Source organism: Streptomyces sp. NPDC002643, from assembly GCF_053592555.1.
In genome coordinates this window covers 88,437-102,989 of the sequence record NZ_JBSFVY010000005.1, presented here as the reverse complement: position 1 = coordinate 102,989, position 14,553 = coordinate 88,437, and the positions used below count along the sequence as shown (strand labels likewise).

Genomic DNA, 14,553 nt, shown 5'->3' with positions numbered 1-14,553 from the left:
CGTCAGGCCCACGGAGCGACCTCACCAGGGGAGGCCGACCAGTCCCCAACCTCGCCGGTCGGCCTCCTCCACGACCTCCCCCCACTGCCGGAGCAGCGAGGCGAACTCGTCGAAGTCCGCCATCCAGCGCCCCGGACGGGCCGCGTGTGCGGCATACGCCTCCCGGAGTCCGTCCAGCGGGGGCGCGGCCCGCGACCAGAACCCCGCCAGCGCCGACACGGTCTCCGGCCGACAGCACACCAGCGGAGTCCCGGGCTCCGCACCCGGCGGAGACAACTCGTCGTCGAAGACCCGGCCTTCCCCGTCGGGCCTCTCCCAGATCAACGGCCCCAGAAACCCGTCGAGCGGTTCCCGCAGCTCGGGCGCGGCGAACTCCCGTACGTCGTCCCACGCGTGCCCGGCCCAGAAGTGCGGCTTGATCCAACCCCATGCCGGCAGACTAGACCGAGTCGATCTTCGGCATCGCCGACTCCGGTACCACCAGGTCGGCCCTGCCCCTGGTCGTGGCCACCAGGTCCGCGTTGCGCTGGTCCGTGTCCAGCACCCAGGCGACGGCCTCGTCGTGCTGCTTGCCGAACTCCTCGTGGCGGGCGACGAGACGGCGGATGCGCTCGGGCTCGGAGAGTTCGCAGAACCAGACCTCGTCGAGGTGGGAGCGGACTCGGGCCCAGGGGCCGTCGTCGACGAGGAGGTAGTTGCCCTCGGTGATGATCAGCCGGGCGGTGGGCGGCACCGGGATGGACCCGGCGATGGGCTGCTCCAGGGTTCGCTCGAAGCCGGGGGCGTAGACGGTGTCGTCCTCGTCGCGGCGCAGCCGCTCCAGCAGAGCCGCGTAGCCCGATGCGTCGAACGTGTCCGGTGCGCCCTTGCGGCCCCGGCGGCCCAGCCGCTCCAACTCGACGTCCGCCAGATGGAAGCCGTCCATCGGGACGTGCGCGACCCAGGGCTCCCCGTCGCCGTTGAGCACCGACGTCAGCCGCTCGGCCAGGGTCGACTTCCCGGCGCCGGGGCCGCCCGTGATACCGAGCAGCGCCCGGCGGCCGGAGCCGACGAGCGCGGCGGCCCGCGTCGACAGATCCTCGAACGTGAGGGAGACGTGCGGGGCGCGCACCTCGGAACCGGATGTCATGCCGAGACCGTAAACCCTGGGACGGGCGCCCCGCGACGGAGGACCGACCGCGGTGACCGGGAGGTCAGCCGCAGAACGCGGATTCCAGGGTGCGGTTCATGGTCGAGTACACCGTGCCGTTGTTGGAGGTGTTGGCGAACGACGTCAGACTCCGCTTGCCGTCCTTCGACGTGAACGCCCAGGTGTAGTAGCCCTGCACGGTGCCCGTGTGCCCGTACACCGAGATCCCGCACGACAGATCACGCCGCCGCAGCCCCAGCCCGTACGCCTGGGTGCTGTTGACCGGAGTCCAGGTCAGCATCTGCTTCAGCTGGGCCGAGGAGGTCAGCTTCCCCTTCATCAGGGCGGTGAGGAACTTGTTGAGATCCTTCGCGCTCGACACCAGGGCCCCCGCGCTCTGCGCCCACGACACCGTCTGCTCAGTCGAGTCGATCTTCCGACCGGAGGAGTCGGCCGTCATATAGCCACGGGAGAACTTCCCCGGAATGGTGTTCTCGGGGTGGACATAGAACGTCTCGGTCAGTTTCAGCGGCTTGATGATCCGGTTCTGGTACGCCGTCGCCACTGGCTTCTTGGTGATCTCCTCGATGAGCATGCCTGCTACGACGAAGTTCGCGTTCGAGTACGCGTACGTGGCCCCCGGCTTGTTGGTGAGCGGCTTGGCCAGCGACATGTCCATCAACTGACGGTAGGTGTAGACCTTGTTGCGCACCTTCTCGAACCCTTGGACGGAGGGGGTGAACAGGGTGTTGGCGTGGTCGTACAGCCCGCTGCGGTGGCTCAGCACATGGCGGACCGTGATCCGTTGGTCGACCAGCCCCGGCAGATGGGTGTTGACCGGGGAGTCCAGCTTGAGCTTGCCCTCGTCGACGAGTTGCAGCAGGACCACCGCCGAGAACGTCTTGGTGACACTGCCGACGCGAATACGGTCCCCGGTGCCGAGGGCGCGCTCGCTGACCCGGTCGGCGACACCCTCCGCCAGATGCAGCGCCTTGCCGTTGTCGTCGATCCGCGCGAAAGCGCCTGGTGCGCCCTGGGAGAGTGCCGTGCGCAGTGATGTGCGCAGCGCCGTCCGATCCGGTGCGGCAACGGCGGCGGCAGCGGTGTCCGGAGGGGTGTCCGGTCGGGGGGCCGCCTGGGCGGGGACCGTCAGCAGGGACAGCGTGATCGCGCCCAGAGCCGCCGCGCTCATGCCCACCGTTGTCGAAACCATCTGATGCGTCTCCCGTCGCCGGCCGAGGCGTACACAGTGAGTTGAGCTGTGCACAGTCCGCATTGCAGTCGAGCGATCACAGAGAGTCAAGTAGCCGAGTGGGGAGGCGAGTTGACCGACCCGAAAGAGGGAGGTTTCCGTGAGTCGGGTTTCAGGCGCCGAAGAGCTGGGTCCAGTACGTCCCCGCCGCGCCGCCTCCCGCGAAGCCCACACCCATGTGGGTGAAGCCGGGTTTGAGGATGTTCGCGCGGTGGCCGGGGCTGTTCATCCAGCCGGTCACCACCTCGGCCGCCGAGCGCTGGCCGCACGCGATGTTCTCACCGATGGAGCGCAAGGGTGAGCCCGCGGCGGCGGCACGGTGCCAGGGTTCGCTGCCGTCGGGGTCGGTGTGGGAGTAGAAGGCGCGCTGGATCATGTCCGTGCAGTGCGCTTGCGCCGCGCCGGCGAGGAGCCGATCGGGGGTGAGGGGGCGTAGGCCTGCGGTTGCGCGCTCGGTGTTGGTGAGGGTGATGACCTCGGTGGTGATCTGTGCCAGACCGGTGGGGGTGTACGGCTGGGCCCAGAGAGCCGTCCAGAAGACCGTGCCTGTACGGGGTTGGGGATGTGGGCGATGCCGACGTCTGTGCAGCGGGGGTCTTGGAGTGTGTGGAGTGACTGGGGGGTCGAGAGGCAGTAGTCCACGAACTCGGCGGGGGTGCGGGGGCCGGAGACGAGGTGTTCGCCGACCGCGAGGTAGGTGTAGCCGGTCGCTGTGATGCGTTGGTGGACGGAGAGGCCGTCTGTGGTTTCGGAGGTGAGGTGGCCTTGTGCGGACATCGCTGTGGCGTGGGAGTGGGCCGCGTTTGTCAGGTGGGGGTTGAGCGTTATCGGTGGGGAGCCGACGGAGGAACGGGCTGTGTTGACCAGGGTCAGGAAGTCGGTCGCGGGACGAGGTGTCGAAGTCGCCGTCTCCTCGATCACATCCACCCCGAAGTCCCTTGCCACGCCCGCCAGTCCGTCCGCGTAGCCCTGGCCCAGTGCTCGGAGTTTCCAGGTCGGGCCCCTGCGATAGATCTCCGCCAGGAGCAGTACCGTCTCCTGCCTTGGGTGTGGTGGGGTGAAGCGGGCGAGCAATCGGCCGGCTGAGTCCGTGATCTGGAGGGTGGGGGCCGGCTGTTGGCCCAACGGTGTGCCCGGGTCCGCCGGGCTGATGGCCACCGTCACCCTGGTCGCCCCAGCCCGCAGCGCCGGCGGTGTCACCGTCAGGGTCTCCCCGTCCAAGCGGGTGCCCGGGGCCGTCGGCTGGTTGTAGAAGACGAAGTCCTCGTCGCCGTCCACCCTGCCGCTGTCGTCGGTGATCAGGGCCGACACGTCGAAGGGGCCCGGCACCCTGAGCGTCAGGGTGCTGGGCGGCAGGGGCAGATTGCCCCCGGGGAGCAGTTCGTTCATCGGTGCCGCCCGTCGCAGTGACCGTCAGCCCGACAACGACTCATCCTCGTAGGGCGGTTCCCGGGTCCTGCTGTCGTTCGGCTGTCAGCGTGTCGTCGCGGCCGGCGCGCATCGACCTCAGGGCCAGGAGGAGGACGCCGATGTCGTCGAGGTACATCGGATCGGGGAGCAGGTCCGTCGGGAGGACCAGATAGGCGACGGCTCCCCAGAACACCCACTTGGGGCCGGTGGGAAGGCCGGCCCGGCGCAGTTCACGCCGGGTGTTGACCAGTCGTAGCAGCAGCTTGACCGCCACGCCGAGAACGACCAGGGCGACCACCGCGATCACGATGATCGCGCCCCAGACCCAGGAATCCATCCGTCCCGCCCCTCACTCGTACGCCTGTGTCCTTCCCATCGTCTTCCCTGTGCGGGCGTCCTCTACCGCGACGCGCTGGACAAGGGGGCGGTAGAGGCGCGGTGTCAGTGGGCGGCTCGGGCGAGGTTGTGGTCCACGAGGGCCTGGCTGACGGCCCTGATGCTGCGGGCTATGTGGTTCAGCTGCATGACCTCGGCCGCGTACATCTTGATCGTGTGCTCGATCACCGACTCCGACATGCCCATGCGGGGCAGCTCGGAGCGGGCCGTCTGCAGGGCCGTGCGGGCGACCCGGATCTCGTGCTGGACCTGGATCTGGGCATGCCGGGCGAGCAGCACGGGATGACGCATCATCGCCGGATAGCTGCCGTAGCGGGCCGGTACCAACTCGCGCAGCCACTTGGCCGCAGACCTCTCCCAGTCATAGCTGCCGGGTGTCTTGACCTGACACGGCCAGTCCGTGTGGGTCGGCGAGGAGGTCAGGGCCATGTTCAACGCTCCGGTCTTGCATCGACGCCAGTGGGTGCGACTCGCGTGGAGTCCTGGGCGGCCCCGGTCTAGGGGATGGCCGGGGCCGCGCGCCCGGGCGCCGTGGCGGGTAGGAGCGGACGGTCCCGGGCGGATGACGTGACTTCGGCGTCCCACCGCGTCACGATCCGCGAGCAGTATTTATATATACCGATGAGTTTGCAAGAACATGAAAAAATTCATATGTGCCTGGTTCAGGCCTTTCGGCCCAGACCTTCAGTCCCTGAGGAAGAACTGGTGCTGCTCCGAGACCTGCTCGTACGCCTCCAGCCGGGCCTGGGTCCGTTCCGGATCGGCGTCGGTCATGGCCTGGAGCAGTGCGGCGGACATCATCACGGGGGCGGCGTAGGAGTCGAAGACCAGGCGTGAGCCGGTGCCGGTGGCGAAGGCGACGTCGGCCTCGTCCGCGAGCGGTCCCAGCCCCAGGTCGGTGACCAGGGCGACCTTCAGCCCGGCACTGTGCGCGACCCGCAGCGCGGTGAGCGTCTCCTGTGCGTGCCGGGGCATGGAGAACGCCAGCACCCAGGTGCCGCCCGCCTCCCGGGACTGCAGCAGGGCGTCATAGGCGACGGTGCCGCCCTTGGTCACCAGCCGGACATCGGGGTGGATACGGCGGGCGGCGTAGGCGAAGTACTCGGCGAGCGCGCCGGAGATACGCAGTCCGAGGACGGTGAGCGGGTTGGAGCGGGACAGGGCACGGCCGACCTCGATCACCTGGTCGGGGTCGGCGAAGTCGCGCCGCAGGTTCTCCAGGTTCTCGATCTCGGCGTCCACGGCCGACTGGAGTTCATTGCTGCGGTCCGGCGCGAGAGTGCCCGGAGGGCTGCCGAAGGTCGCGAGCGCGATGGCCTGGAGCTGTTCGCGCAGGGCCGGGTAGCCGCTGAAGCCGACGGCGGCGGCGAACCGGGTCACCGAGGGCTGGCTCACCCCGACCCGCTCCGCGAGGTCCGTGATCGACAGGAACGCGGCCTCGGTGATGTGCTCGATGAGGTACTGGGCGATCCGCCGCTGGCCGGGGGAGAGCCGGGGCCCGTCGAACAGTTCCCTGAGCCGGGACGTGGGCGACTGCTCGCTCTCCGGGGCGATGCGCCCGGACGTGATCGCTGATGCCTGCGCACGTGCCTGCTGCGGCGATGGCACCCGTGCGCCTCCTTCGTCTGCCACGACCACTCAACATAGCCGACGGCGCATGGGGTCCCGGGCGGTCCGAACCGGACCCGGGGGTGGCCCTGGGCCTCCGCGGGGGCCGGCGGTGGCGCTCGGCCGGGCGGGTGACTCGCGTGCGACCTGCGCGAACACGGTTTCGGGCACACCATGGGGGTACCCGGGCCTACGCCCGCCCCGCCGTCCACATCAGGAGATCGCCGTGACCCTGCCCCGACTGCCCGTGTCCCAGGTCGAGGTCGTGCTCTGCGACTGCTCCGCCCAGGACGCCGAACGTGTCTTCGCCTGTCTGTGCGCCCACTTCGAGTCGGACCGCCGCGTCGACGACCCGCCGCACGAGGCCCACAAGGAGCGGCCGACCATGTGGACCGGCATGTACGACACCGCCGTCGTGCCCACCGGCGCCGAGGAACCCCCAGAGCCGCTCTCCGGCCCCGTCACCGTGGACGCGCAGGGCAGCCCACCCGCCGTACGACTGCTGCGGGCCGCCCTGGAGGAGACGTACTCCTCCGTGCGGCAGATCGGTGTGGACGCCGGTGACCAGGAGGTCCAGCTGCAGCTGAGGGTCGAGGGCACGCACCGCTAGCCCCTTCGCGTCGCCGGCCCCCTTCGCGTCGGGCGACGGTCAGGGAAACAGCCGGTCGAGGAAGGCGTTGGCGTACACCCGGTGCGGGTCGAGGCGGTCGAGGATGTCCAGGGCGCCGGCCCAGCCCGGGCCCTCGCCGTCGTCGAAGGAGGCGGGGACGACGGTACGGATGACCTCCTCGTCGCTCCAGGCGGCCTCGTCGGTGTAACCCCAGCCCTTGGACCACTCGACGCGGGTGAGGGCATGACCGCCGTCGTACGTGGTGAGCAGGAACCGCTCCAGCTCGCGGAAGAACGCCTCCGCGTCCGGAGTCCCGGGCAGGGTCAGCACGTCCAGCCATACGGCGGTGTCCCACTCGGGGTGGTCGGCGCGCGGGCGCAGCGCCGACAGGAGCGGGGCCCGCGCGCCCGGCACGCCGACGTCCGCGGGGTCGTCGAGTCCGCTCACCCGGATCTCCACCGAGCCGTTGACGGGGAAGCGGCCGTCGGCGGCGTACGCGGTGAGGCGCTCGCGGTAGAAGGCGGCGAACTCGGAGACCACGCGCTGCACCTGCTCCCGTGAGGTGAGCACCGCGTACCCGTTCGCCGTGACCCGCAGTGTCGTGGGCTTCAGATACAGCAGGGTGTTCTTCGACGGCCCCCAGATGTCCGCCGACAGCGTGGTCACCAGCCCCAGCGACGCCACACTCGACTGCGCGTTGCCCAGCACCGGTGCCAGATACCAGGCACCCTCCGACACCATCCGGCCGACGAGGTCCGCGACGACGGTCGGAACGTTGTCCGAGAAGGGGTAGTTGTACGGCGAGGTCACCCGCCGGGAGGTGAGCGGGCGGGTCGGGGCCACGCTCCACACCTTCAGCCAGGGGAACTCGGTGAACGCGAACCAGATCGCCTCCAGCCGCCCCGCCTCGTCCAGGAAGCTCTCGAATGTACGCCCGCCCTCGCCCGGTGCCGCGAACAGCTCCCCGGCGGGGATGTCGGTCCGGCTCAGACACCTGAGATTGGTGTTGGCCCCGACCCGCAGCACGACCTCGGTGACGAGCGCACGGCCGACATGGGTGAACAGGGCGACGGCGTCGGCGTCGTCGCGCGCGAACGTGCGCAGGACGTACGCCTCGCTGCCTGCGTCCCACACCACCGCCGTCAGCTCCAGCACCAGATTGCTGAGCGAACCGTAGGTGTGACCGGGGAGCCGGGTCTCTCCCGAAGCCGGTACGGAGGTGCCGTGGGCGTCGATGGCGAGCATGCCGCCGACCGACAGATCGCCCGGCGCCGGACAGGCCGTGATCCCGAGCCCATGGCCCTCCAGGAAGGTCAGCAGGCCCTCCAGGGTGGCGCCGGTGGCGACTCGGACGGCGGCCGGGTCGGTGGATTCGAGGGTCATGGCGGTGAGGTGCGCGGTCGTGTCGACGAGCATGACCGGGGCGCCGGGCTCCGTGTCGTGCGTGATCGTCAGGGGCGACCAGCCGTGGGAGAGGCCCCGGGCGCGGACCTTCCAGCCCTGCCGCCGGGCCCAGTTGACCACCGCCACCACCTGGCCCGCGTCCGCCGGCGCGCAGGCCCACAGATCGGATGCGGTGAGGTCGCCGCCCCAGTTCCGGTACGACGAGCGGTACAACTCGACGTCCTCGGGGAAGCCGGGCAGCTCGGCCGCCGCCGCTGCCGGGTCCTGGCGGACGAACTGCGGAGTGAGGGCGAGGGCGGCGGCGGTGAGCAGGAATCCTCGGCGGGAGGGTGCGGAAGAGTCGGTCACCGCAGTCACGTTAGGCCAGGATTAACACAAGTGACCGATCCGCCAACCGGATTCACTCATGTGAGTGAAGTGTCGTTTGTCCCTGCTGAGGTGTCCGGGCCCTGGCGCCATCCACGGAAGGAGGAATCGACCGAGCCGGGAGGACGCCGTGACCGAGGAGAGCGACAACCGAGGACAGGACCCCGAAGGACCGGGCCGAGGCCGTGACGAGACGGAGGAGGAGCGCGCCGACCGACGCTGGACCGATCTGATCCAGGAGGTGCGGGTCGCCCAGACCGGGGTGCAGATCCTCTTCGGCTTCCTGCTGACCGTCGTCTTCACCCCGCGCTACGAGCAGTTGCCGCAGACCGAGAAGACCATCTACATCGTGACCGTCGTCCTCGGCGCCGCCGCCACCGGAGCCCTCATCGGACCCGTCTCCTTCCACCGTCTCGTCACCGGTCGGCACATCAAACCGGCCACCGTGGACTGGGCGGCCCGGATGACCCTCGCGGGGCTGATCCTGCTCCTCGCGACGATGACGACGGCCCTGCTGCTCATCCTGCGCGTGGCCACGGGCGACGGCTATGTGCCCTGGCTGGTGGGGTGTGTGCTCCTCTGGTACCTGCTCTGCTGGTTCGCGCTGCCGGGGTGGATTCGCAGCCGTCACTCCGGCGGGTGAGAACCGCCGACGGTATGACGGGTGACATCAGCCATTGGCGTGAATGCTGCTGTTGCCCCTGGGGCGTGCGGTGCGCGAGCGTGCGGTGTCATGGACCGTGACCAGAGCCGTTACTCCCCCCACCTGACCCGACGTCAACTCCTCGCCGCCACCGGGGCCACGGCGGTCCTCGGCACCGTCGCCACCGCGCCCCCCGCCCTCGCCGGCCCCCGGACGGCGGCCCGCACCACCGGGCTCTCCCTGACCTTCACCCGGGCCACCAACGGATCGGCCACCCTCGCCCCCGCCGGCGACACCCTTGTCGCCGAGATCCAGAGCGGCCTGTGGTCCCTGCCGCGCACCGGAGGCACCGCGGTCCCCCTCACCCCGGCCGACCTCGAACCGAACCGGCCCACCTTCTCCCCGGACGGCACCCTCATCGCGTTCTGCGCCTACCGGGACGGCGGCTTCCACCTCTGGACCATGCGCCCCGACGGCTCCGAGCTGCGGCAACGCACCGACGGCCCCTGGGACGACCGGGGCCCCGCCTGGTCACCCGACGGCACCCGCCTCGCCTTCGGCTCCGAACGCGGCGGCGACCCCGGCGAGCCCGTCGGCGGATGCCCGTACCGCGTTCACGTCCTGGACCTGAGGACGGGCGACATCACCCGGATCACCGGTCTCCCCGGTCAGGAGGGCCCGCTCCAGGACGGAGGATGGGAGGACTTCGACCCCACCTGGTCCCCGGACGGCACCCGACTGCTGTTCGTGCGCGCCAGGGCCGTCATCACCCCCACCGCCACGACCGTCGAGGCCCGCACCATCGCCTCCGTGGCAGCCGACGGCAGCGGCACGGTCACCGTCGAACACACCGAGACCGAGGCCGCCCAGGTCATGACCCCGGCCCCGGCACCCGACGGCCGCCGTCTCGCCTATCTGCGCACCACCGCCTCACCCGACGGCGCCTGCACCCTCGTCGTCGACGGCGAGCGCGTCCCGGTCGACGGCGACATCGCACCCGTACCCCCGCGCTGGACCCCCGACGGAGAGCTGCTCCTCACCCTCGACGGCCGGTTCACCCTGGTGCGCCCCGACGAACCCGCGAAGCCCGAGGCCATTCCCTTCGAGGGCGTGCTCCCCGTGGACCGGCCGCGCTACCGGGTCAAGGAGTACGACCTCGGGGAGGCCCGGGTACGGCCGGTGCGCGGCATCCATCTGCCCGCGCTGTCACCGGACGGCCGCAGTATCGCCTTCGCCGCGCTCAACTCGCTCTGGCTGGCGGGGACTTCGGGCGGGCGCCCGCCTAAGCGGCTGCGGAAGTCGCCGCCCACCCGCTACCTCCTCGCCCCCTCCTGGGCACCCGACGGCCGCTCCCTCGTCTACGCCGACGACCGCGACGGCCTGCTCGGCGTATACCGTCACGATCTCGCCACCGGCGAGGAGACCGCCCTCGCCACGGGCGGCCGGGTCTTCCCCGCCCTCTCGCCCGACGGCGGGCGCCTGGCCTGCCTCGACATGACCGGGCAGCTCGTCGTCCGCGATCTGGCGAGCGGCGAGGAACGCGTCCTCGTCTCCCCGCTGAACGGTGGCGGCATCCCCGGCCGACCGAGCTGGTCGCCCGACGGCCGGTCCATCGCCCTGTGCGACCGCAACCGCCTCGGCGCCCGCTTCCGCGAGGGCTACAACGTCGTCCGGGTCGTCGACGCCACCACCGGCGCCGACCGGTCGCACGCCGTCGCCCCGCACACCTCGATCTCCGACCGGTACGACTCCGGGCCCGTCTGGTCGCCCGACGGCCGCTGGATGGCCGTGATCGTCGAGTCCGCGCTCTGTCTGCTGCCGGTCGACCCCGACGGCACCCCACGCGGCGAACCGCGCACCCTCACCGACGAACCCGCCGACCACCCCACCTGGTCCGGCGACTCCAAGACCCTCCTCTACCTCTCCGGCACCCGCCTCCGCCTCATCGACACCTCCGGAGGCCGACCCCGAACCGTCCGCGTCCCCCTCGACCGCACCCGCCCCGCCCTCGCCGACACGGTCGTGCACGCCGGACGCCTCTGGGACGGCACCGGCGAGACCGTCAGGGAAGACGTCGACATCGTCGTCCGCGACGGCCGCGTCACCGAGGTGGCACCCCACCGCAGCGGCCGTCACACCCCCCGCCGTCGTGTCGACGCCTCCGCGCACACCGTGATCCCGGGCCTGTGGGACACCCACACCCACCCATGGCACAGCACCTACGGCAGCCGCCAGGCCACCGGCCAGCTCACCTACGGCGTCACCACCGCCGTCTCCCTCGGCGGCTTCGCCTACGAACAGGCCCGCATCCGCGAGGAGGTGGCCGCCGGCCGGCTCGCCGGGCCCCGGCTGCTCACCACCGGCGAACTCCTCGACGGCGCCCGGGTCGCGTACAGCATGGGGCGCGCGCACCGGACCCGGCAGGGGCTGCGCCGCTCGCTGGAACGGGGTGCCGCACTCGACTGGGACTTCGTCAAGACGTATGTGCGGGCGCCCGGCTGGGTGATGAGCGAGGCCGCCCGCTTCGCCCATGAACGGCTCGGCGTCCGCACCGGAGGACATCTGCTCTCACCCGGAGTGCAACTCGGGCAGGATCTGACGACCCACCTCCAGGCCACCCAGCGCGCCGAGTTCGGACACGCCATCACCGCCGCCGGGCACGCCCACCAGGATGTCGTCGAGGTCTACAGCGAGCCGGGCGTCGACTTCTCCCTCATCGCCACCCCGTTCACCGCCGGGCCCCTCCTCGGCGCGGACCCCTCCCTCGCCGACGACCCCCGGGTGACCGCGGTGATGCCCCCTTGGGACGCCGCCCTGGTCCAGCAGTCCGCGGGGGTGCCGCCCACAGCCGCCCAACTGGCCACACTGCGCATCGAGACCGACATCTACCGGCGCGTCCTGGCCGCGGGCGGCCTGGTCGCCCTCGGCACCGACCAACCCCTCGGCCCCGTCGGCCTCTTCCTCCACCTCGCCCTGCGGGCCCTGCACGACGCCGGTCTCACCCCGGCCCAGACGCTGAGCACCGCCACCGTCATGCCGGCCCGCCTCTTCGGCCTCGACGACCACCTCGGCACCCTGGAACCGGGCAAGCTCGCCGACCTGGTCGTGGTCGACGGCGACCCCTTCACCGACTTCACCGACCTCGTCCGTACCGTGTCGGTCCTCAGGGGCGGAACGCCTCACACCACCGAGGAGTTGGTGGCCGCCTACCGGCCGGCCGAGCGCCGCGCCAGGGCCGCCGAGCAGGACTGGCTGGAGGTGGGGAGGCTGATGCTTCGGGACGGGTGCTGCCACGATCACTGACGGGCTCGCGACGGCGCCGTCGCACGGGCGCGAGGACCGGCCCTGAGTATTTCGCGGGGGACCCTGTGCCGGGTTCTCCGCGTCGCTCAGTGGTCGGTCTCCTTGCCGATGAACAGCTCCGCGAAGGTGGACGCGGCGGTGGGGGAGCCCAGGACGCGGCGCAGGCGGGCGGTGGCCGCGCCCGCGCGGAAGGCGTCACCGGACGACGGGCCGTGCAGCAGCTCCGCCAGCCACTGGGAGAACTCCTGGTAGTGCCAGACCCGGCGCAGACAGGTCTCCGAATAGCCGCGCAGCCCGGTGCCGTCGCCCTTGTCGAGGTGAGCGATCAGCGCGTCCGCGAGGAGCAGGGCGTCATGGAGGGCGAGGTTCATGCCCTTGGCGGCGATCGGTGCGACCAGATGGGCGGCGTCACCGGCGAGATACAGCCGGCCGTACGCCATCGGCTCGACGACGTAGTTGTGCATGTCGAGCACCCGCTTCTCGACCAGCGGGCCCTCGGTGAGCGGCCGGGTGCCGGGCACCGCCAGCCGGGCGTGCAGCTCGGACCACACCCGCTCGTCCGGCCAGTTCGCCGGGTCGTCACCGGCCGGGACCTCCAGGTAGTAGCGGGTCACCTCGGGGCTGCGGGCCATATGACCGGCGAACCCGCGCGGATGCACGCCGAGTATCACGCAGTCCGACGACGGCGGCGCCTCCGCGAGCAGCGCCAGCCAGCCGACCCCGTGGTCATGGCGGGCCACGGAGACACGCTCGGCGGGCACAGCCGCCCGGCTGCCCCCTCGGGCACCGTCGCAACCGGCGATGAACTCGCAGCGCAGCAGCCGTCGTTCGCCCGTCGCGGGGTCGGTGTACGCCACGGACGGCCGCTCACCGTCGATGTCGTGCAGCTCGACATCGCGGACGCCGAAGCGGATGTCGCCGCCCCGCACGTCCGCGTACTCCCGTACGAGGTCCGTCACCAGCAGGGGCTGCGGGTACACGAAGTGGTGGTGCCCGGTGATCTCCGTGTACCCGAAGCGTTTGGCCTCGCCGGCGAAACGGAACTCGAACTCCTTGTGGACCGGAGCCCGTTCCACGATCCGGTCGGCCAGCCCGCGCCGCTCCAGCGCACGTACCGCCCACTCCTCCAGGAACCCGGCACGCGGCCGCGTCTCGATGAACTCCCTGCTCTCGGTCTCCAGCACCACACAGTCCACGGAGGCGGCCCGCAGGACGTTCCCCACCGTCAGCCCGGCCGGCCCGGCGCCGACGATCACGACCGGGGTGTGCTCGACCGACGAAACCGATGAAACCGACGAGACCGACGCGGTCGACGCAGTCGACAAGGCCGACTCGGCGTCGGAGAGGAAGACCGGAGAGGTGGGGGAGGTCATTCGAACATTATGGTGGGTGCCGGGCGGCCCCCTTCAAGTGAGCGGCAGGGAGGGCCGGTTGCCGTCACAGGTCGAAGCGGCGGGCCCACTCCATGACGTCCTGCGGTGTCGCGTTGCCCCCGCACACCACGAGGCCCAGCCGGCATCCCTCGCCGACGCGCTCCGCCACCTGCCGGGCCGCCGGCAGCAGGCATCCGGCGGCGGGCTCGGCCCAGACCTTGGCGTGTTCGGCGAGGTCGAGGACACCGCGTACGGCCGCGGAGTCCGGGACCACGAGGACGTCCTCGACGAGGGCGGAGACATGGTCGTAGGTCAGTCGGGAGACCGCGGGCGCGCTGAGGGTGCTGACGATGGAGGAGAGGTCGACCGTCAGCGGACCGCCCGCCGCCAGCGCCTCGGCCATGGCCGTGGCGCCCTCGGTCTCCACACCCCAGACGCGGACCTCGGGCCGCAGCGCCTTGAACGCGGCGGCCACCCCGGAGATCAGCCCACCGCCCCCGATGCTCACGAGGACGTCGGTCGGCGCCCGAGGGCCCGGGGTGTCCTCGATGAACTCCAGGCCGACCGTGCCCTGCCCGGCGATCACCAACTCGTCGTCGAAGGGGTGGACGAGGGTGAGGCCCTCCTCCCGCAGCCGCTCGGTGAGCGCGAACGCCTCGGCCATGCCGTCGGTGAGCCGCAGCGCCGCCCCGCATCCCTCGACGAGGTCGACGGCCCGCCGGGGTGCGGACCTCGCCATCACCACCGTCGCCTTGATGTGCAGAGCGGCGGCCATATGGGCGAGGGCGATGCCGTGGTTGCCGCCGCTGACCGCCACGACACCGGCCGCCCGCTCGGCGTCGGTCAGCGCGAGCAGCTTCGCGGTGGCGCCGCGGGCCTTGAACGAGCCGGTCCGCTGGAGCAGTTCGAGCTTCGCGGTGACCGGGACACCGCAGTACGCGGACAGCCCCGGGCTCGCCACCGTCGGCGTCCGCACCACATGCCCGGCGATCCGCTCGGCCGCCGCCCGGATCTCGGAGATCCCGATCAACACACCCACCCCGTTCCGTACGTCATGGA

General features: G+C 71.2%; 12 protein-coding genes and 1 pseudogene. 3 read left to right on the top strand and 10 right to left on the bottom strand.

All coding sequences use genetic code 11. The annotated features are described in order from the left end of the window. Positions 1 to 21: 21 nt before the first annotated feature. The 7 genes and pseudogenes from ACWD4G_RS09430 to ACWD4G_RS09400 form a co-directional block, all read right to left on the bottom strand. Entirely contained in the window at positions 22 to 324 is a 303-nt protein-coding gene (locus ACWD4G_RS09430) for a hypothetical protein (protein ID WP_451291866.1), read from the bottom strand. Positions 325 to 439: 115 nt separating this feature from the next. Next, a complete protein-coding gene (locus ACWD4G_RS09425; RefSeq protein WP_451291864.1) occupies positions 440 to 1,129 on the bottom strand; it encodes a nucleoside/nucleotide kinase family protein in 690 nt (229 codons plus the stop codon). Positions 1,130 to 1,193: 64 nt separating this feature from the next. Next, complete coding sequence (locus ACWD4G_RS09420; protein ID WP_451291862.1) at positions 1,194 to 2,342, bottom strand: serine hydrolase domain-containing protein; 1,149 nt, start codon at positions 2,340 to 2,342, stop codon at positions 1,194 to 1,196. A 151-nt stretch (positions 2,343 to 2,493) separates the two neighbouring features. Beyond that, a pseudogene (locus ACWD4G_RS09415) lies at positions 2,494 to 3,770 on the bottom strand (CAP domain-containing protein). Positions 3,771 to 3,810: 40 nt separating this feature from the next. Further along, the gene (locus tag ACWD4G_RS09410) at positions 3,811 to 4,128 is read right to left on the bottom strand and encodes a YkvA family protein (protein WP_451291860.1); all 318 of its coding nucleotides are present in this window, start codon (positions 4,126 to 4,128) and stop codon (positions 3,811 to 3,813) included. Between the two features lie 104 nt (positions 4,129 to 4,232). After that, positions 4,233 to 4,616: a hypothetical protein gene (locus tag ACWD4G_RS09405; protein WP_451291858.1), complete on the bottom strand. Its 384-nt coding sequence runs from the start codon at positions 4,614 to 4,616 to the stop codon at positions 4,233 to 4,235. 255 nt (positions 4,617 to 4,871) lie between these two features. Then, positions 4,872 to 5,795: a MurR/RpiR family transcriptional regulator gene (locus ACWD4G_RS09400; protein WP_451291856.1), complete on the bottom strand. Its 924-nt coding sequence runs from the start codon at positions 5,793 to 5,795 to the stop codon at positions 4,872 to 4,874. Positions 5,796 to 6,021: 226 nt separating this feature from the next. Here ACWD4G_RS09400 and ACWD4G_RS09395 point away from each other — a divergent pair, with 226 nt between their 5' ends. Next, positions 6,022 to 6,405 carry a hypothetical protein gene (locus tag ACWD4G_RS09395; RefSeq protein WP_451291854.1) on the top strand — a complete coding sequence of 128 codons (384 nt, stop codon included), beginning with the start codon at positions 6,022 to 6,024 and terminating at the stop codon, positions 6,403 to 6,405. A gap of 39 nt (positions 6,406 to 6,444) precedes the next feature. On the opposite strand, the gene ACWD4G_RS09390 is transcribed toward ACWD4G_RS09395, so the two are convergent. Further along, complete coding sequence (locus ACWD4G_RS09390; protein WP_451291852.1) at positions 6,445 to 8,157, bottom strand: cholesterol oxidase substrate-binding domain-containing protein; 1,713 nt, start codon at positions 8,155 to 8,157, stop codon at positions 6,445 to 6,447. A 148-nt stretch (positions 8,158 to 8,305) separates the two neighbouring features. Here ACWD4G_RS09390 and ACWD4G_RS09385 point away from each other — a divergent pair, with 148 nt between their 5' ends. Together ACWD4G_RS09385 and ACWD4G_RS09380 are read left to right on the top strand one after the other, a co-directional pair. Next, the gene (locus ACWD4G_RS09385) at positions 8,306 to 8,818 is read left to right on the top strand and encodes a DUF6328 family protein (RefSeq protein ID WP_451291850.1); all 513 of its coding nucleotides are present in this window, start codon (positions 8,306 to 8,308) and stop codon (positions 8,816 to 8,818) included. 90 nt (positions 8,819 to 8,908) lie between these two features. After that, positions 8,909 to 12,121, top strand: coding sequence for an amidohydrolase family protein (locus ACWD4G_RS09380; protein ID WP_451291848.1), 3,213 nt, complete (start codon positions 8,909 to 8,911; stop codon positions 12,119 to 12,121). Between the two features lie 86 nt (positions 12,122 to 12,207). On the opposite strand, the gene ACWD4G_RS09375 is transcribed toward ACWD4G_RS09380, so the two are convergent. Then, complete coding sequence (locus tag ACWD4G_RS09375; protein WP_451291846.1) at positions 12,208 to 13,494, bottom strand: 4-hydroxybenzoate 3-monooxygenase; 1,287 nt, start codon at positions 13,492 to 13,494, stop codon at positions 12,208 to 12,210. Between the two features lie 64 nt (positions 13,495 to 13,558). Then, the gene (locus tag ACWD4G_RS09370) at positions 13,559 to 14,524 is read right to left on the bottom strand and encodes a pyridoxal-phosphate dependent enzyme (RefSeq protein ID WP_451291844.1); all 966 of its coding nucleotides are present in this window, start codon (positions 14,522 to 14,524) and stop codon (positions 13,559 to 13,561) included. Between the last annotated feature and the right edge of the window lie 29 nt (positions 14,525 to 14,553).

Coding starts and splice junctions, on each gene's coding strand:
- ACWD4G_RS09425 (WP_451291864.1), bottom strand. CDS start 1,129: ATGACATCCGGTTCCGAGGTGCGCGCCCCGCACGTCTCCCTCACGTTC.
- ACWD4G_RS09420 (WP_451291862.1), bottom strand. CDS start 2,342: ATGGTTTCGACAACGGTGGGCATGAGCGCGGCGGCTCTGGGCGCGATC.
- ACWD4G_RS09410 (WP_451291860.1), bottom strand. CDS start 4,128: ATGGATTCCTGGGTCTGGGGCGCGATCATCGTGATCGCGGTGGTCGCC.
- ACWD4G_RS09405 (WP_451291858.1), bottom strand. CDS start 4,616: ATGGCCCTGACCTCCTCGCCGACCCACACGGACTGGCCGTGTCAGGTC.
- ACWD4G_RS09380 (WP_451291848.1), top strand. CDS start 8,909: ATGGACCGTGACCAGAGCCGTTACTCCCCCCACCTGACCCGACGTCAA.
- ACWD4G_RS09375 (WP_451291846.1), bottom strand. CDS start 13,494: ATGACCTCCCCCACCTCTCCGGTCTTCCTCTCCGACGCCGAGTCGGCC.